This window comes from Agromyces sp. LHK192, from assembly GCF_004006235.1.
In the GTDB taxonomy this organism is placed as follows: Bacteria; Actinomycetota; Actinomycetes; order Actinomycetales; family Microbacteriaceae; genus Agromyces.
The window spans coordinates 442620-461368 of sequence record NZ_CP034753.1 but is presented as its reverse complement, the minus strand read 5'-3'; the positions used below and the strand labels follow the sequence as shown (position 1 = coordinate 461368).

At 73.0% G+C, this 18749-nt stretch carries 12 protein-coding genes; 3 read left to right on the top strand and 9 right to left on the bottom strand.

What is annotated here, in order from left to right:
• Positions 1-30 precede the first annotated feature (30 nt).
• Positions 31-1353, top strand: a complete 1323-nt coding sequence (locus tag ELQ40_RS02080; RefSeq protein WP_240665904.1) for an isochorismate synthase MenF — start codon at positions 31-33, stop codon at positions 1351-1353.
• Between the two features lie 12 nt (positions 1354-1365).
• On the opposite strand, the gene ELQ40_RS02075 is transcribed toward ELQ40_RS02080, so the two are convergent.
• The 3 genes from ELQ40_RS02075 to ELQ40_RS02065 form a co-directional block, all read right to left on the bottom strand.
• Complete coding sequence (locus ELQ40_RS02075; RefSeq protein WP_127792182.1) at positions 1366-2223, bottom strand: polyphosphate kinase 2 family protein; 858 nt, start codon at positions 2221-2223, stop codon at positions 1366-1368.
• A gap of 79 nt (positions 2224-2302) precedes the next feature.
• Positions 2303-4171 (bottom strand): 2-succinyl-5-enolpyruvyl-6-hydroxy-3-cyclohexene-1-carboxylic-acid synthase, encoded by a 1869-nt coding sequence (gene menD, locus ELQ40_RS02070; protein WP_240665903.1) that lies wholly within the window; start codon positions 4169-4171, stop codon positions 2303-2305.
• Positions 4164-4604, bottom strand: a complete 441-nt coding sequence (locus ELQ40_RS02065; protein WP_127792180.1) for a PLD nuclease N-terminal domain-containing protein — start codon at positions 4602-4604, stop codon at positions 4164-4166. Before ELQ40_RS02065 ends, menD begins: the two co-directional genes overlap by 8 nt.
• Positions 4605-4735: 131 nt before the next feature.
• Here ELQ40_RS02065 and ELQ40_RS02060 point away from each other — a divergent pair, with 131 nt between their 5' ends.
• Positions 4736-5011, top strand: coding sequence for a DUF4229 domain-containing protein (locus tag ELQ40_RS02060; protein WP_127792179.1), 276 nt, complete (start codon positions 4736-4738; stop codon positions 5009-5011).
• A 36-nt stretch (positions 5012-5047) separates the two neighbouring features.
• On the opposite strand, the gene ELQ40_RS02055 is transcribed toward ELQ40_RS02060, so the two are convergent.
• The 3 genes from ELQ40_RS02055 to ELQ40_RS02045 all read right to left on the bottom strand — a co-directional run bounded on the left by ELQ40_RS02055 (position 5048) and on the right by ELQ40_RS02045 (position 8310).
• Positions 5048-6055 (bottom strand): 1,4-dihydroxy-2-naphthoate polyprenyltransferase, encoded by a 1008-nt coding sequence (locus tag ELQ40_RS02055; RefSeq protein WP_127792178.1) that lies wholly within the window; start codon positions 6053-6055, stop codon positions 5048-5050.
• A 79-nt stretch (positions 6056-6134) separates the two neighbouring features.
• Entirely contained in the window at positions 6135-7334 is a 1200-nt protein-coding gene (locus ELQ40_RS02050; protein ID WP_240665902.1) for an AMP-binding protein, read from the bottom strand.
• 43 nt (positions 7335-7377) lie between these two features.
• Entirely contained in the window at positions 7378-8310 is a 933-nt protein-coding gene (locus tag ELQ40_RS02045; protein WP_127792176.1) for a 1,4-dihydroxy-2-naphthoyl-CoA synthase, read from the bottom strand.
• Between the two features lie 62 nt (positions 8311-8372).
• Between ELQ40_RS02045 and ELQ40_RS02040 the strand changes: the two genes are divergently transcribed.
• Positions 8373-9398 (top strand): o-succinylbenzoate synthase, encoded by a 1026-nt coding sequence (locus ELQ40_RS02040; protein ID WP_127792175.1) that lies wholly within the window; start codon positions 8373-8375, stop codon positions 9396-9398.
• Positions 9399-9452: 54 nt separating this feature from the next.
• On the opposite strand, the gene ELQ40_RS02035 is transcribed toward ELQ40_RS02040, so the two are convergent.
• From ELQ40_RS02035 to pulA, 3 genes are all read right to left on the bottom strand, one after another.
• A complete protein-coding gene (locus tag ELQ40_RS02035; protein WP_127792174.1) occupies positions 9453-9686 on the bottom strand; it encodes a hypothetical protein in 234 nt (77 codons plus the stop codon).
• An 87-nt stretch (positions 9687-9773) separates the two neighbouring features.
• Positions 9774-12449 carry an AAA family ATPase gene (locus tag ELQ40_RS02030; RefSeq protein WP_127792173.1) on the bottom strand — a complete coding sequence of 892 codons (2676 nt, stop codon included), beginning with the start codon at positions 12447-12449 and terminating at the stop codon, positions 9774-9776.
• 75 nt (positions 12450-12524) lie between these two features.
• Positions 12525-18647 (bottom strand): pullulanase-type alpha-1,6-glucosidase, encoded by a 6123-nt coding sequence (gene pulA, locus ELQ40_RS02025; RefSeq protein ID WP_127792172.1) that lies wholly within the window; start codon positions 18645-18647, stop codon positions 12525-12527.
• Between the last annotated feature and the right edge of the window lie 102 nt (positions 18648-18749).

Here is an 18749-nt window from a genome sequence, read left to right as displayed (position 1 = left end):
CCGCTCCGCGGGCGGACGTAGGCTTGCACGGTGATCCACACGGATGCCCCGGCACCGGGCGCCGCCGAACCGCGGCTCGTCGTGCGCACCCACGCGGTCGACGAGACCGAGCCGCTGATCCCCCGCACCGATCCCCGCAGCCCGCTCGTGTGGTTGCGTCGCGGCGAAGGAGTGGTCGGGCTCGGCGAGGTGCTGCGGATCGAGTCCTCCGGACCGTCGAGGATCGAGGATGCCGCGGCCGCATGGTCGGCGCTCGCCGACGCGGCCGATGTGGACGACCGCGTCGGACTCCCCGGCACGGGCCTGATCGCCTTCGGCGCGTTCGCGTTCGCCGACGAGTCGGCGGCGACGAGCGTGCTCATCGTGCCCGAACTCGTGATCGGACGACGGGACGGCCGGGCCTGGGTCACCCGCGTCGCGCTCGAGACGGGCGACCGCGAGTCCGGCGAAGCCGGTGGTTCGGGCGAGCCGGGCGAGGTCGTCGGCGACGGATTCGAAGTCGCCATTCCCGAGCCCGCGCCGCGGCGCAAGATCCCGCATGTCGCCTTCACTCCGGGGCGCGTGCCGCCGTCGGCATATGAGTCCGCAGTGGCCGAGGCCGTCCGGCGCATCGACGCCGGCGAGCTGCGCAAGGTCGTGCTCGCCCGCGAGCTGGTCGGCGAGCTCCACGAAGACGACGGGCTCCGCGCGACCATCATGCGACTCGCCGACGACTACCCCGACACCTGGGTGTTCGCCGTCGACGGCCTGATCGGCGCGAGCCCCGAGACGCTCGTCCGGGTCGACCACGGCCAGGTCTCGGCGCGCGTGCTCGCGGGCACGAGCGCACGCGGAGCCGGCGAGGCATCCGATCGCGACCGCGCCGTCGCGCTGCAGCACTCGCAGAAGGACCGCGACGAACATGCGCTCGCGGTGGCGAGCGCGGTGAAGCGCCTCGAACCGCACACCGCACGGCTCGACGCGAGCCCCGAGCCGTTCACGCTGCAGTTGCCGAACCTCTGGCACCTCGCGACCGACCTGAAGGGCACGCTCGGCGACGGCTCCACGTCGCTCGACCTCGTGCGCGCGGTGCATCCGACGGCGGCGGTCGCGGGCACGCCGCGACGGGTGGCGCTCGCGGCGCTCGCCGAGTTGGAGGGCTTCGACCGGGGGCGCTACGCCGGTCCGGTGGGCTGGGTCGACGGCGACGGCGACGGCGAGTGGGCGATCGCGCTCCGCTGCGCGCAGGTGGGCGCCGACGGTCGCGTGACGGCATATGCCGGTTGCGGCATAGTCCACGACTCGGTGCCCGCCGACGAGCTCGCCGAGACCGACATGAAGTTCCGGCCGATCATCGAGGCGTTCGGCGGCTGAGGCCGCTCACCGTCACTCGCTCGCGAGCAGGCGCTCCCGCTGCTCGGCGACGTCGAAGTCGGCCGCGGGCCACTCGAGGTGCAACCGCTCGAGCGCGGCGACGAGCAGGTGCTGCACGGCGAGCCGCGCGTACCACTTGCGGTCGGCCGGCACCACGTGCCACGGGGCGATCGGCGTCGAGGTGCGGTCGAACGCGACCTGGTAGGCGTCGGTGTAGGCACCCCAGTGCCCGCGCTCGTCGATGTCGCCCGGGTTGAACTTCCAGTGCTTGTCCGCGCGGTCGAGCCGTTCGAGCAGGCGGACGCGCTGCTCGTCGCGCGAGAGGTGCAGCATGACCTTGACGATCGACGTGCCGGCCTCCGCGAGCTCGGCCTCGAAGTCGTTGATCGCGCCATAGCGCCGCTCGATCTCCTCGGGCGGCGCGAAGCCGTGCACCCGCGCGATCAGCACGTCCTCGTAGTGCGACCGGTCGAAGACCCCGATCATGCCGGCGCCCGGCGTCTGCCGATGGATGCGCCAGAGGAAGTCGTGCGCGAGCTCCTCCTCGGTGGGCTTCTTGAACGCGGCGAGCTGCACGCCCTGCGGGTCGACCGACCCCACGACGTGCTTGACGATGCCGCCCTTGCCGGCCGTGTCCATGGCCTGCAGCACCAGGAGCACCCGGCGCTGGTCGCCCATCCGGCTGTTGGCGAACAACCGCTCCTGGAGGTCGGCGAGCCGCGTCGCCCCCGCTGCGAGCGCGGCGACGCCCTCGGCCTTGCCGCCGGCGAATCCCGGATGGGCGTTCGCTGAGGCCTCGGCGAGCCGGAACCCCGGTTCGACGCGGAGCAGCGGCGCCGGGTCCTCGGTCCAGTACAGCTGATGCGTCATCGCGCGCCCTCCCTCGCACGGCGCGTCGGCCCTCGAACACGCGCGCCTGGTTCATCCTGCCGCGCGCGTGAGGCGGTTGTCACGCGCGCTGGAGCACGACCTCGACGATGCCGACGCCGCTCACCGCCGTGCCGAGGGCCTCCTCGAGCTCGCCGCGCGTCGTCACGCGTGTGTGCCGCCACCCGTACGCCGCTGCGAGCGCGGCGAGGTCGACCTGCTGCGGCGTGAACTGGACACGGTCGAACGCGTCCGCGGGTGCGGATGCCGCGACCTCGAGCGCGTCGAAGATCGCGCCGCCGCCGTCGTTGCCGACGATGACCTGCAGCCGCGGCGCCTCCTCCCCCGCGCCGAGCAGCAGCGAGCCGACGTCGTGCAGCAGCGTCAGGTCGCCGATGAGCGCGCGGGTGACGCCGGGCTTCGCCTCGGGGGCGCGCTGGCTCGCGATCGCGATGCCGGTCGCGGTCGCGACGGTGCCGTCGATGCCGGCGAGGCCGCGGTTCGCGTGCACCGTGATCCTGCGTCCCGGCACGGCCCGGTCGGCATCGCGGATCAATCGGGATGCCCCGAGCACGAGCCGATCGTGCGGCCAGGTCGCACCCCACACCGCCTGCACGAGCATGCGTCGGGTCACGGGTTCGCGGACGGCTGCGAGCTGGGCCTTCAGGAACGCGCGCTGCGCCGCGTAGTCGGTGACGTGCCCGGTCTCGTCCACCCCGCTGCGGATGCCGGTGGACCCGCCGTCGGCCACGGGGGCCGATCCCGCATCCGGCGCCGCATCCGTCTCGGCCGCGTCGACCAGCATGCGGCTCGCCCGCACCCACCGCCCCGTCCACGCGCGCTCGTCGTCGGTCGGCGTGTGCGGTTCGGGGTGCACGGCGCGTTCGAACCGGCGCACGCGACGGCCCGGGTTGAACCACTCGATGCCCGACGGCGCGACGACGATCGTCTCGACGCCCGCGCGCTGCACGAGCGCCGGCACCTCTCGCGACAGCGTCGGATGCCCGAACACCACGACCCGCTCGACGCGGTCGCCGAATCCGGGCTCGGCGAGCAGTTCGCGGTACGCGACGACGAGGTTCGGGCCGAAGTGCGCGCCGCTGGTCACCTCGGCCGCGAGCGGCCAGCCACCCTCGCGCGCGAACGCCTCGGCACCGGGGCCCGCCCCGGCGCCGGCGACGACCAGGGTGCGGGGACCTGCCGCGACGACGTTGCCGGAACCGGCGCGATCGTCGGATGCCTCGGCTGCCGCCCCCGCCAGCGCCGCCGCCGGCGGGCGCAGCTCGGCGACGCGCGCGCGACGCGCCGCGACGGCGGCCCGATCGAGCGCGACGGGCGACGACAGCGGCTCGCGGAGCTGCACGTTCAGGTGCACGGGGCCGGGACCGGGGTGCACGATCGGCACGCCGCGGTCGTCGACCCCGAGCGAGGCGTCGACGGCGCGACGCGCGAGCCGTGCGGCATCGTCGCCGACGTCGGTGGACTCGGGCGGCGGGGCATCCTTCTCGAGCCGGACCGCCCCGGCGAAGATGCCGGGCTGCATGGTCGTCTGGTTCGAGCGGATGCCGCGGAGTTCCGCCGGGCGGTCGGCGGTCAGCGCGATGAGCGGCACGCCGGCGTGATGGGCTTCGAGTATCGCGGGGTGCAGGTTCGCGACCGCGGTGCCCGACGTCGTGACGACGACCGCAGGGGTCCCCGATTCGACGCCCAGGCCGAGCGCGAGGAATCCCGCGCCGCGCTCGTCGATGCGCACGTGCAGGCGCACCAGGCCGGCGCGTTCGAACTCGGCGGCCGCGAGCGCCAGGGCCTGCGAGCGCGATCCGGGCGACACGACCACGTCGGTGACCCCGAGCGCGACGAACTCGGTGAACAGGGCGACCGCGAAGGCGCTCGCGGGCGAGCGTGTCGAACCGGGCGGGCGGTCGTCGGTGAGGCCGGAGCCGTCAGCCATTCGGTCGGCCGCTGGTGCCGGCATCCGGGTTGTCGGGGGCGTCGGGTCGGCGTTGGTCGTGCGCGGCGCCGTGGTCGGGGTGGTCGTCGCCCGGGCTGCCGCCCTCGCCGTCGAGATCGGCCAGTTCCTGTTCGAGCCGGCGGATGCGCTCGTCCTGTTCGGCATCGCGCCCGAGGCGCTGGAGGAACTCGGTGTCGTCGTCGGGGGCGACCGGGCCGCTCCGTCGACCGGCACGGGGCGACGTGAGCCGGGGTCCCCGACCGATGGTGAACCAGAGGATGGCGCCGAGCACGGGGATCAGGATCACGACGATCCACCATCCCCGGCGCAGGCCGCGGATGCGGGTCCGGTCGAAGAGCGCGCAGTCCACGATGGCGTAGACCATGAGTCCGATGATCACGACCGCCGCTGGGATGGCGAGCCTGACGAGCATGCCCTGAGTATAGGCATGCAGAGGTCACGACGGGCTGGGAGCGGGCCGGATCGGCGGCCCCTTGACATCGGCGGTTGACATCGGCGGTCGACATCGGCGGGCGCTCAGGATTCGTTTCCTAGACTTGAGGGGTGAAATCCGTCCCCGCCTGGCTCCGGTACTCCGTGCTGCGCGTGCTGCTGTTCGCCGTGCCGTTCGCCGTCCTCATGATCGCCGGGGTGACGTGGTGGCTGTCGGCGGTGGTGGCCGCGCTGTTCGGGCTCGCGGCATCCGCCGTGTTCCTCCGGGGCCAGCGCGACCAGGTCTCGCGCGACCTCTACGCGGCCCGCAACCGCTCGACCGAGCCGACCGCCGACGACGAGGCGGAGGACGACGCGATCGAATCCCGCGAGCGCACGTCCGAGTAGCGCACGGCGGAGTATCGCACCACGGGAGCGGGCCTCCTACAGCGCGAAGACGAGCCCGAGCCCGATGCCGTAGGCCAGCGAGGTGACGCTCGCGAGCTGCAGCGCCGTGATGAGCTCGCGCGGCGTGCGGCCCCAGATCGCGATCGCGCAGGCCGGGAGCGCGGCCAGGAGCGCGAACTGCACGAGGATCGCCGCGGGGTAGAGCACGGCGAGGAACGCGGCGATCCCGAACGGCACCAGCAGGAACAGGGCGAACAGCACGCGTCCGGCCACCGGGCCGACGCGGACCGCGAGCGTGCGCTTGCCGACCACCCGGTCCTGCGGGATGTCGCGCAGGTTGTTCGCCATGAGCACCGCGCACGCGATGAGCCCGACGCCGACGCCGCCGAGGATCGACTCGATGTTGACGGTGCCCGCCTGCACCCACGTCGAACCGAGCGTGGCGACGAGGCCGAAGAAGACGAACACGACGAGCTCGCCCAGGCCCGCGTACCCGTAGGGCCGCTTGCCGCCGGTGTAGAACCATGCCGCGACGATCGCGACGGCGCCCACGGCGAGCAGCCACCACTGCTGCGTGATGATCGTGAGGGCGAGGCCCGCGAGCGCCGCGACGCCGAAGAACGCGAGCGCGACGACGAGCACGTGCCGGGGCTTCGCGAGGCCCGAACCCGTCAGGCGTGCCGGGCCGACGCGGTGGTCGTCGGTGCCGCGGATGCCGTCGGAGTAGTCGTTCGCGTAGTTCACGCCGATCTGCAGCGCGAGCGCGACGACGAGCGCGAGCACCGCGCGGATCGGATGCCACGGGCCGTCGGCGATGAGCACGACACCCGCGCCGGTGCCGAGTGCGACCGGCGAGATCGCGAGCGGCAGGGTGCGCAGGCGCGCACCGGCGATCCAGTCGCGGGCGGTCGCCGGGCCGCGCGCCACGGTCGGCGCCGCGGCGGCCTTGGCCGGGTTTCCGGACGCCGAGTACGTCTTCGACTTCGGCTTCGACTGGGGGGTGTCGGGGGCGGCGGACTTCCGCCGATCGTTCGGGCGTGCCACCCGGTCATCCTAACGAGCGCGGCTACGAACGAGCTATGGAAGCGGCGCCGTCGTCGGGTTCGCCTCGCCGCGCGCCGCGTCAGTGCCCGTCGACGACGAGCGCCGCCAGCGCCCGCCGGTCGGGCTTGCCCGAGGCGAGGAGCGGCATCGCGTCGACCGCGAGCACGCGCACGGGTCGCGCCGCAGGCGGCAGCCCCGCGGCATCCGTCGCCGCCGCGAGCACGTCCAGCGCGACGGATGCCCCCTCGACGACCACCGCGGCACGTTCGCCCCACTCGGGGTCGGCGACCGCGACCACGACGGCGCTTGCGAGGCCCGGGGCATCCGCTCGGCGCACCGCGCGCTCGATCTCGCCGAGCGCGACCTTGACGCCACCCGAGATGATGACGTCGTCGGCGCGCCCGCCGATGCGGAGCGTGCCGTCTGCGGTGAGTTCGCCGAGGTCGCCGGTGCGGTACCACCGGGTGCCGTCGGCGTCTTCGCCGAACGCCGACGCAGTTCGGTCGGGGTCGCCGAGGTAGCCCGTCGCGAGCATGCGGCCGGAGAGCTCCACGGTGCCGTCGGCCCCGATCCGCACCCCGACGCCCGGCAGCGCGCGGCCGTCGTAGACGCAGCCGCCCGCGGTCTCGCTCGACCCGTAGGTGCGGTGCACGGTGGCGCCGAGTTCGCGCGCGCGTTCGACGAGTCCGGGCGGTGCCGCCTGCCCGCCGAGGAGGATCCGGTCGAACGAGCCGAGCGCGGTGCCGACCGCGCGGTCGTGCTCGGCGGCCTCGACGAGCCGTGCGAGCTGCACGGGCACGAGCGACGTGAACCAGGGGTGGTCGGGGTCGAGCCCGCGCGCGGCCTCGACGAAGGCGCCCGGCGTGAATCCGCCCGGCGGCAGCACGGCGGGTTCGGTTCCGGCGAGGATCGATCGCACGAGCACCTGGATGCCCGCGATGTACGTCACCGGGAGCGCGAGCAGCCACTGTCCGTACTGTCCCCCGAACCACTGCTCGGTCGCGCCCGCGCTCGCGCGGAGCGCGGCGCCCGAGAGCATGACGCGCTTCGGGGCATCCGTCGATCCGCTCGTCTCGACGACGAGGGCGATCTCGTCGGGGACGGCGGCGGCGACGGTCGACGGCGCGGAACGGTGGGACGACGGCTCGGACCCACCCGACGACGGCTCCGCCTGCGTCGGCAGCACCGCCGCGACGGCCTCGTCGAAGAGCACGGCCTCGCGCAGCCGGCGGGTGAACGCGTCGAGTTCGGCGACCGGAACCCGCTCGAGCGGTTTCACCGTCGCCCCCATAACCGGCTCTGCCGGATACCCGTGACCGGCATCAGAAGTGCCACGGATAGGGACCCCAGTCGGGGTCGCGCTTCTCGAGGAACGCATCGCGCCCCTCGACCGCCTCGTCGGTGCCGTACGCGAGGCGCGTCGCCTCGCCCGCGAACACCTGCTGGCCCACCATCCCGTCGTCGACCGCGTTGAACGCGAACTTCAGCATGCGGATCGCCGTCGGCGACTTCGTGAGGATCGTGCGCGCCATCGCGATCGCCTCGCGCTCGAGGTCGGCGTGCGGCACGACCCGGTTGACGGCACCCATCTCGTACGCGCGATCGGCCGAGTACTCCTCGGCGAGGAAGAACACCTCGCGCGCGAACTTCTGGCCGATCTGCCGGGCGAAGTACGCCGAACCGTAGCCGGCGTCGAACGAACCGACGTCGGCATCGGTCTGCTTGAACCGCCCGTGCTCACGGCTCGCGATCGTCAGGTCGCAGACCACGTGCAGCGAATGTCCCCCGCCGGCGGCCCAGCCGGGCACGACCGCGATGACGACCTTCGGCATGAAGCGGATCAGCCGCTGCACCTCGAGGATGTGCAGGCGACCGGTGGCCGCGGCAGCGGCCGGATCGCGAACGACCCCGGACTCGTCGGCGGAGTACTGGTAGCCGTCGCGGCCGCGGATGCGCTGGTCGCCGCCCGAGCAGAACGCCCAGCCGCCGTCCTTGGCGCTCGGCCCGTTGCCGGTCAGCAGCACGACCCCGATGCGGGGGTTCGTGCGGGCGTCCTCGAGCGCGCGGTACAGCTCGTCGACCGTGTGCGGGCGGAACGCGTTGCGCACCTCGGGCCGATCGAACGCCACCCGCGCGATGCGCCCGTCGGTCGAGTGGTGGTACGTGATGTCGGAGAACCCGTCGGGCCCGGCGACGGCGGGTGCGGCATCCGTCCACTCATTCGCATCGAACAGTTCGGTGACCTCGGCACTCATGGAATCCAGCCTAGTTTCCGCGCCCGCTCGATCGATCAGGCGACGGATGCCACGATGAGGGGATGCACGACGACGCGCAGCCCGTTCCGCCGCCCCTCCCGCCGCTCGCCGACCTGCTCGCGACCGCGCGCGTGGTCGCCCTCCCCCTCGTGACCCGTTTCCGCGGCATCGACGTGCGCGAGGCCGTGCTATTCGAGGGACCCGAGGGGTGGACGGAGTTCTCGCCGTTCGCGGAGTACGGCGACGAGGAGTCGAGCGCGTGGCTCGAGGCATCCGTCGATTACGGCTGGCGCCAGGCGCCGCCGCCGCTGCGCGACCGCATCCCGGTGAACGCGACCGTGCCGTCGGTCGACCCCGACGAGGTCGCCGCCGTGCTCGAGCGCTTCCCGGGCTGCCGTACGGCGAAGGTCAAGGTCGCCGCATCCGACCAGACGCTCGCGCAGGATGTCGCGCGCGTGCGCGCCGCGCGCCAGGCGCTCGGACCCGAGGGGCGGGTCCGCCTCGACGCGAACGGCGGCTGGAACGTCGACGAGGCCGAGCACGCGATCCACGCGCTCGCGGAGTTCGACCTGGAGTACGTCGAACAGCCGTGTCCCGGCATCGACGACCTCGCCGAGATCAGGCTTCGCACGAAGTACATGGGCATCCCGATCGCGGCCGACGAGTCGGTGCGACGCGTCGACGACCCGCTCGCGGTCGCCGAGGCCGGAGCGGCCGACCTGCTGGTGATCAAGGCGCAACCGCTCGGCGGCATCCGCCGGGCACTGTCGATCGTCGAGGCCGCGGGCCTCCCCGTGAACGTGTCGAGCGCGCTGGACACGAGCGTCGGGCTCGCGATGGGCGCCGCGCTCGCGGCCGCCGTTCCTCACCTGGAGTACGACTGCGGGCTGGGCACCGCGTCGCTGCTCGCGGCGGACGTCACGCGCGAACCGCTCGTGCCGGAGGCCGGTGCGATCGCCGTCCGGCGCGTCGAGCCCGACCCGGGCCTGCTCGACCGGTACGCCGCCGACGCCGACCGCACGGCCTGGTGGCTGGCTCGGCTCGAACGGTGCCATGCGCTGCTCGCACGGCGCGGAAGCGTGCTGTAGCGTCCGGGGACTCAGCCGATCCCGCAGGCTCGCCCGGGCGGGCCGACCGCCCGCTCAGAACGCGCGGGTGAGCACCTGCAGCCGATGCTCGTCGCGGAGCCGCTCCGCCTCGACGCGACGTTCGTGCCGCCAGGCGAGTTGCTCCTGCGAGGGGCGACGCCGTTCGATACGGCGACTCCAGGCCAGCAGCGCGACGCCCGTACGTCGGACGAGCTGCCCGAGGCCCGGAGCGGGCCGGGTCCTGGACGGTCCTGCGGGTGCGACTGGGATCGAGACTGCGGCATGCATGTCGACCACTCCTTCGGTTGCTCCGCCCGTGGTCGCGGGCGATGCGTCAGGTCTACGCGGAGCACGCCCGCGTCGGATCCGCGACGACTACCGAACTCGGGGCGGCGGGGTACCGAGATCGCGCGCACCGGTGCGGTGATCGGCATCCTCGACGGCGCCGGGCGCACCTGTCGCGACGCCGAGCTCGACGGCTCGCCGAGCGGCCTCGCGGCGCGTCGTGACCCCGAGCTTCGCGAACAGGGCCTGCAGGTGGCTGTCGACCGTGCGGACCGAGAGCACCAGTCGTTCGGCGATCTGCGCGTTCGTGAGGCCGGTCTCGACGAGCCGAAGCACGTCGACCTGCCGATCGGTCAGCCCCTCGGGATTGCGCCGGGTCGCCTCCTGCGGGCCGCGCGGCACGCCCCGCACTCCGCGGCGTCCCAGCTCGGCACGGATCATCCGGGCGAGCGGGGCGGCACCGAGCCGGTCGGCGATGGCGAGTCCGGCGAGCAGGTCGTCGTCGCCGCCCTGCGCGAGCGCCGACGCCTCGTGGTAGGGGCAGCCCAGCGAGCGCCAGCGCCGCGCCGCCTCGCCCGCATCGCCCCAAGCCTCGGTCGCGAACGGATGCCGAGCGCCGGGCTCGGCCGGCGGCGCGGAGCCCGCGCGGCGGAGCAGCGCGGCGAGCTCGGCGCTCAGGTTGCGGGCTCCGAGTCGGCGGGATTCCTCGTACGCGGGTGTCGCGACCGCGCGGGCCGCATCGACATCGCCGCGCAGCAGCGCCGACTCCGCGCGTGCCGCGGCCACCGGCCCGGTGCGCTGGAGCTCCGCGAGCTCGTCGGCGAGGGCGGCCGCCTCCTCGAGGACCGCCTCGGCACCGGGATCCCCGCGCCGAATCCCCACCGTGCCCGCGACCGTCAGCGCAACGCACCTCGCGTGCGGCAGCGATTCCAGCGGCCGGTCGACCGCCGCGAGCGCGTCCTCCCACCGCGCTCTGGCCAGCAGCAGTCGGCCCTCCTCCATCCGCTGGTAGGTGAGCAGGCCGAGGAACTCCGCCCGTTCGGTGAGGTCCATCGCCCGGCTGAGCTCCCGCTCGGCTTCGTCGAGCCGGAAGTCGTCGAGGTAGCTCCACACGATGTTGATGTGCGCGCGGGCCGCGTTCTCCATGTCGCCGCGCTCGAGGGCGACCGCGGCCGCCCGCAGCAGCTCGGCCTCGCCGCCGCGCCCCTGGAACATCAGCGCCGTGCCGAGGTTGTTGAGGGCGTGCGACAGCGTGCCGGGGTCGTCGACCGCTTCGGCGAGCTCGATCGCGCGGGTCGCGAGCTCGACCGTCGTGTCGACGTCGTGGGCGAGCATCGCGAGTTGCGACTCGTTGCTCAGCGCCATCGCGTAAAGCCCGGTGTCGCCGGCGTGCTCGAGGACCGCGGATGCCTCGCTCGCCGCGCGCTCGGCGCCGGCCCGGTCGCCCGCGAACCACGCGAACCGGCTGAGCCACCGCAGCCCGGCGCCCAGCGCGATCGGGTCGCCGAGCGCGCGGCGGAGCTCGAGGGCCTGCTCCTGCCGGGCGACGGCGGCGGGCCCGCCGCCCACCGTGTACTGCTCGACCGCGGAGCGCTCGAGCAGGGTGGCGAGTCGGGCCGGGTCGAATCGATCGGGGTGCTCGAGCGCCGCCGCGTAGTGCGCGACCGCCTGGCGGTGCGCGCCCGAGGCGGCCGCGTCGGCACCGGCGTTCGGCGCGTGCCGGACGATCGCATCGACGTCTCCGGCCTCGACGGCGTGATGCACGAGCCGGCCCGGGTCGACATCGATCCCCGACGCCGCATCGGCCTCGAGGGCTGCGAGGACCCGCCGCTCGAGCTGGATCCGCCGCGCCGCCGCGAGGGCGTCGAGCACGGCGTGACGGGTCAGCTCGTGCCGGAAGCCGACACCGCCGGGGGTGACGACGAGGATGCCGGCCTCCTCCGCGCTCCGCAGGGCTCCGACGCCGGCGGGGACGAGTCGCGCGAGCAGGTCTGGACCGACGGCGAAGGGGATCGTCGCGAGCAGCTCGACCTGGGCCTGGGTTTCGACGTCGAGGCGGCGCAGCCGCCCGGTGACCGCCTCGACGACCGTCGGCGGGACGGCCGGGCCTCCCGCGGACGCGACGAGCTCGCTGACGAAGTACGGGTTGCCGCCCGTGACGTCGTAGATCCGCGCGGCATCGAGCCCCCGCTCGGCGGTGAGGGCGGCGACGGCGCTCGGCGTGAGCCTGGGCAGGGCGACGCGATGGACGTTCGCACCGTGCCCGATGTCGCCGAGCACCTGCGAGAGCGGGTGATCACGTTCGAGTTCGTCGCGGTACGTGACCACGAAGACGACCGGCAGCACGTCGATCCGACGCGCGAGGAAGCGGACCACGTCCAGCGTCGCCTCGTCGGCCCAGTGCGCGTCCTCGACGACGAGCACCGTCGGATGGTCGCGGAACTCCTCGATCAGCGCGGCGAACACCGCCTCGCGATCGGCCTCGCGCAGCGCGTCCGCGAGCGGACCCGCCACGAGCTCGGCGGCGCCGGTCGCGAGGTCGCGGAACGGGCCGAGGGTGCGCGGGGTCGACATGGCGTCGCAGGCTCCGACGAGCACCCGGAAGCCCTGCGGCGGCTCGGCTCGGATCGCCGCGACGACCGCGGACTTGCCGATGCCTGCTTCGCCGTGCAGCAGGACGAGGGAGCCGCGACGGTCGCGTGCGTCGTCCGTCGCGCGCCGCACCTCGGCGAGCGCGGACTCGCGTTCGAGCAGCCGCTCCCCCATGCCGCGATCGTGCTCCCGGTGCCGAGCCGCCGCAACCGGGAGGGCCCTGAGACCCTCCCGGTCGCGACGTGACGCCTACCAGAGCAGGATCGGCGCCGGGGTGAACCGGGTGTCGGCGTAACCGGGGTCGCCGTCGAACGACGCCTGCACCCAGTGCAGCCCGCGCCCGAGCTTGGGCAGCTTCACGTCGAACCGGCCACGGTCGGCCCGCTCGATGCGCTCGGTCGCGACGACCGCTCCGTCGACGGTCACGGTCACCGTGCCGATCGGGCGCGAGCCGTCGGTCGCGAAGACCTGGCCCACCTCCCGGATCGAGCTGCCCGCCTTCGCCAGCAGCTTCGACGGCACCGCGATCATGTAGGTCGCCACGGCGGGCGGCGGTTCCTCGTCGACGAGCACCGCGGCGCTGCGCGCCGGGATGGTCAGCGTGCCCGTCGCGGCATCCCACGCGGTGCCCTTGACGACCTCGTCGGCCCCCGAGGCCTGCACCTCGTTGAGCGCGAAGTCGCGCCCGGCGAGGCCGTCGACCTGCTGGGTGATCGCCTCGGGTGACGCGTTGAACACGACCAGCGCACCGTCGAGCTCGGCGTCGACGTCGTCGCCGACCGTGTCGTCGATGAGCATCGTGATGAGGCCGGGCGCGGCATCCGGTCCGCTGCCGGGGAACGTGACCTTCTGCTCGATCAGCTCCGCGGAGCCGAGCTGCAGCAGGTCGACCGACGAGCGCACGCGCAGCAGGTCGAGCGCGGATGCCTCCGCCTGGGCGATGTCGGCCGCCTGCGGCTTCAGGGCCGGGTCGGCGAGCAACGGCGCCATCTCGTCCCAGAAGTCGGCGTTGTCGGCCTCCATCGGCAGGCCGGAGCCGAACGTCGACTCCTGCCCGGTCCAGTCGATCCGGTTGAACCAGTCGCCCGAGTTGTAGCTGTTGCGGTCGAGCGACTTGGAGCGCAGCAGCTCGGTGCCGGCGTGCCAGAACGACGGCGTCTGCGCGAACGCGGTGGTCGCGAGCGACAGCGTGTTCATGCGGACGCGGTCGGCCATCGACGTGTCGGTCGGCAGCTTGAACACGCCGTGGTCGTACAGCGTCTCGTTGTCATGCGCGTCGACGTACGTGATGATCTCGTCGGGCTGGTCGGCGTAGCCGGCCGGCGACCCGCGGTAGTCGAGCGCGTCGCCGCGGACGACGGCGCCCGTGGCATCCGTCAGCTCGTACGCGCGGAGGTTGCCCGCGAGTCCGAGCTTCACCAGGTCGGTCTGGTGCGCGAGGTCGGCGAGCTGCTCCTCGGGGGTGCCGTCGGTGTACGCGTTCGGGTCGGTGCCGAGGCCGGTGCCGAAGCCCTGGTCGAACTTCGTGTCGGATGCCACCGGGCTGCCACCGTGGACGGCGTCGCGCAAGCGGTCGCTGAACGTCGCGATGCCGGTGCCGCCGAGCTGGCCCTGCGTGGCCTGCTCGAACAGCGCGTTGTTCGCGACTTCGCCGAAGTTCCAGCCCTCGCCGTAGAGGAACACCTTCGAGCCGTCGACACCGTCGTCCTCGAGCGTGAGCTCGTCGAGGGCGGCGCGGATCGCCAGCATGTTCTGCTTCGAGTGGTGGCCCATCAGGTCGAACCGGAACCCGTCGACCTTGTACTCGCGGGCCCACAGCACGACGGAGTCGACCATGAGCTGTTCGGCGACGGCGTGCTCGGTGGCGACGTTCTGGCAGCAGGTCGAGGTCTCGACGCCGCCGGCGAGGTTGAGCCGCTGGTAGTAGCCCGGTACGACGCGGTCGAGCACGCTCTTGCCGCCCTGTCCGGCCTCGGCGGTGTGGTTGTACACCTCGTCGAGCACGACCTCGAGGCCCATGCCGTGCAGGGCGCCGACCATCTCGCGGAACTCGCTCACGCGCGCGCCGCCCTCCGGGTCCACCGCGTAGGAGCCCTCGGGCGCCTGGTAGTGGAACGGGTCGTAGCCCCAGTTGAAGCCGTCGGCGTCGCGGATGGCCGAGATGCACGCCTGCTGCTCGCTCGACGCCGGGCCGTACGATGCGAGGTCGCACTGCGGGACGGCCTGCTGGTCGCGTCGCTCCTCGATGGTCGCGAGGTCGAAGGTCGGCAGCAGGTGCACGGTCGTGATGCCGGCATCCGCCAGCTCGGCGAGCTGCGCCGTTCCGGCCGAGTCCCGGGTGAACGCCCGGTAGGTGCCGCGCTCGGCCTCGGGCACGGTCTCGTCGCTGATCGAGAAGTCGCGCACGTGCAGCTCGTAGATCGCACGGTCGACCGAGCGCTCGACCGTCGGTGCCGGGGTGTCCGCCCACCGCGCGGGCGCCAGCGACTCGTCGTCGAGGTCGACGACGACGGTGCGCGCCGAGTTCACGGTGAGCGCGACCGAGTACGGGTCGGTCACGCGGTTCACCTCGACCGCGTCGGTCGTCGGCGCGTACACCGTCACGACCCAGCGGTACTCGTCGCCCGCCGAGACGGATGCCGCGGGCACGGCCCAGGTGCCGTCCTCGGCGTCGAACGCGGCGTCGACGAGTTCGGGCTCGCCGGTCGACCCCGAGCCCCAACGCTCGAGGGCCACGTGCTGCGCCGTCGGCGCCCACACGGTCGCGGTCGCCTCGGCGCCACCGGAAGCGCCACCGGAACCGCTGCCGGACCAGGCGACGCCGAGCTCGGCGTCGGCCACGGCGTCGGCGTAGAGGTCGTCGAGCACGCCGGGGATCTGCACGCCCGTGAAGGCGGTCAACTCGTCACCCTCGGCGGTCGAGCCCGTCGAGGCCCGCTGCGCGACACCCAGCTCCTCGGTCAGCAGCGCCTGCGCGGCCTCACGGTCGAGGTCGACCGGCTTGAGCGCGAGGAACCCGGCGAGCGCGGGGAACCGCGCGGCCTGCTCGTCGCTGAGGCCCGCCGGGTCGAGCTCGAGCTCGATCGGCTCGCCCCCGCCGACGACCTCGGTGGCCCCGCCGTCGCCGTCCGCGACGCCGAGTCCGGCGTCGGCCGCGTGCTCGATCGTCCACGAGGCATCCGCCGCGTCGAGGTCGCCGAGCAGCGACGGCGGCCAGGCGAGGGTCTCGGCGTCGATCCAGTGCGCGCGCTGCTCGCCGACGCCGGCCAGCGGCGGGTTGCTCACGACGATCTCGAGCACGTGCGTCGCGAGCGTGTAGCGGAACTCCACGACCTCGCCGCCGCCCGTGGTGAACGTGTAGTTCGGCCCGCCGGGCACGCCGCCGACGCCGTAGTTCTCGTCCCACGAGCGGCCGTGCGCGACCTTGCCCTCGAACGCGCCCTCGGGGATCCCGGCCGTCGAGAAGGTGTACACCCCGTCGCCGTCACCGTCGAACATCATCGACGCGAGGCAGTCGGGCGACCAGTCGCCGGGGCATCCGATCTCGGACTGGAACGATCCGGGCACCGTGACGATCGGGCCCTCGGCGGTCGACGTCATGACGTGCGAGCGCGGGTCCCAGAAGAACGTGATCGGGCCGCCGGGGTGCGTGTAGGTCAGGTTCGGGCCGTCCTGCACGCCGTTCGCACCGTAGTTCAGGGTCCAGCTGCCGTTGATCGCGACCTTGTACTCGTAGTCACCGGCCGGCAGGTCGAACGTGCCCTCGTACACGCCGTCGGCGCGCAGCGTGAGCTTCGCCTGCTCGCAGCCCGGCGCCCAGTCGCCCGCGCAGCCCATCTCGGAGTTGTGGCTGCCGGGCACGGTCACGAGCTCGATCGGCTGCTCGGGCTCCTCCTCCACGACGAGGCTCACCGAGTTGCCGACCGACGCGTACGTCGAGGCCGCGGCGCGGTGGCCCGCGGCATCCGTCGAAACGGCCCGGTACTCGAGCAGCGTGCCCTTCGCGAGGCCTGCGGTGTCGTGGAAGACGCGCGGCGAGGTGTCCTCGGCGGTGCCGAGGGCGTGCCAGGCGTCGTCACCGGCGCCCGCGACGCGCCACGCGAAGCTCGTCTCCTGCCAGGTGGCGTCGTCGACGTCGGCGGCGACCGGGGTGACGCCGGTGACGCCCGCACCCGGCGTCGGCACCGAGACGGTGATCGCCGGTGCCGCGTCGGGCGCCGTGACCTGGCTCGTCGCGCGGTAGACGACGGTCCCGAGCGCGGGCACGGTGACGGATGCCTCGCCGCCGGCGCCCGCCGTGAGCGTCGTGGTCGCGCCGCCGGCGGTGTCGCCGTACAGCAGCTCGTACGAGCCGTCGGCGGTGAGGGTCGTGAGGTCGACCGTCTTCGCCGCGTTCGCGTTGTTCGCGGCGACGAGGTACTCGACCTGCTCGCCGCGGTCGACCCGGCTGAAGGCGTACACGCCCGCTCCGGTGTCGGCGTACCGCTCGATCTGCGCACCGGTCGACAGCGCGGGATGCGCAGCGCGGAGGGCCGCGAGGTCGGCGATATGCCCGTAGAGCGGGGCATCCGTCGAGGTGTGCTCGCCGGTTCCGAACGTCTCGCCGGTCACGAGGGTCTGGCCCGTGTACTCGCCCACCTGCGACGGGAACAGCGTCTGCCGTGCGCTCTGGTCGCCGCCGATGCCGGCGAAGCCCTGCTCGTCGCCGTAGTAGACGACGGGCTGGCCGCGGGTGAGGAAGAGCAGCTCGTGCGCGAGCTCGTCGCGCTGGAGCGGGGCATCCGTGGTCTGCAGGAAGTAGCCGACGCGACCCATGTCGTGGTTGCCGAGGAAGGTCGGCAGCGCCGTCGCCGACGAATCGGGCGTCGTGTAGTAGTCGTCGCCCGCGAACAGGGCCTGCAGGTTCTTCGCCGAGTTGCCGGCCGCGAAGCTCACGGTCTGCGACTGGAAGGTGAAGTCGAGCACCGAGTTCATGTCGGTGTCGCGCACGTACGGCGAGAGCTTCACCGGGTCGGCGTCGTAGACCTCGCCGAACATGAAGAACTCGGGCTTCTCGGCGACGTCGTGCGCGTAGTCGAGCACCTCGGTCGCCCACTGCTCCCAGAACTCGAAGTTGACGTGCTTGGCGGTGTCGATGCGGAAGCCGTCGATCCCGAGGTCGATCCAGTCCTGGTAGACGTCGACGAAGCCGTCGACGACGGTCGGGTGCTCGGTCATCAGGTCGTCGAGGCCCACGAAGTCGCCGTACGTGACCGACTCGCCCTCCCACGTCGAGTCGCCGCGGTTGTGGTACAACGTCGGGTCGTTGAGCCATGCCGGCACCTTGAGCGTCTCCTCGCCGGGCTCGAGCACCGGCGTGTACGGGAAGCTTGTCTCGGCGTCGAGCTCGGGGAACGCGGGCGCGTCGGCTCCCGCGTAGTGGGCGAGGTTGATCTCGTTCCCGTCGGCGTCGAAGTACGGTTCGGTGGCCTGGTCGATGTACGCGTACTCGCCCTCGGCGTAGTCGATGACGTCGGCGGTGTGGTTGGTGATGATGTCGAAGTACACCTTGATGCCGCGCGCGTGGGCGTCGTCGATGAGCGCCTCGAGCTCGGCGTTCGTGCCGAGGTGCGGGTCGATCTGGGTGAAGTCGGTGACCCAGTAGCCGTGGTAGCCGGCGCTCGCGTTCGCGCCCTCGCCCTGCACCGGGTTGTTCTTGAAGCTGGGCGTCAGCCAGATCGCGGTCGTGCCGAGGCCCTCGATGTAGTCGAGCTGCGAGTGCAGGCCCGCGAGGTCGCCGCCCTGGTAGAAGCCCTTGTGGGTCGGGTCGAAGCCGGTCGCCAGCGCGTCGCCCGTGAGTCCGCCGAGATCGTTCGAGGCATCGCCGTTCGCGAACCGGTCGGTCATCACGAAGTAGAAGACCTCGTCGCTGCCGGCCTGGCGCACCGGGTCGGCGACGAGTGCGGCGTCGGATGCCTCGTCGTACGCGCCGCGCACGTCGAGCAGCTCGAGGCCCACGCGGTGGGTGGTGTCGTCGAACAGCACGCGCACGTCGGCGTCGCCGGCGACCGTCAGCGGGATGTTGTCGCCGCCGCCGTCCAGGCCGTAGGACTCGTCCCACGAGTCGTTCACCGCGACCTTGTACTCGTAGGTACCGGCGGGGATCGTGAACTCGGCCGCGTATACACCTGCGGTGTCGGTCGCGGCGAGCTCGGTCTCGGCGCAGTCGGGCGACCAGTCGGCGGCGCAGCCGAGCTCGTCCTGGAGGCTGCCGACGAGGGCGAAGGTACGTTCCTCGGCCGCTGCCGGGACCACGGGCAGCACGGTCACGGCGGAGACCGCCAACGCTCCCGTCAGTACCGTTGCGAACCATCTGCGCGAGCGCTGCGTCATCTTCGACTCCTGCTGTCCGGGCACGACCGCGTGCCACCCCAATACGAGGGCCAAGCTAGCAGCGCGGCCCCTCGGATTGCAAGCGTTTGCAGCGAGGTGGAC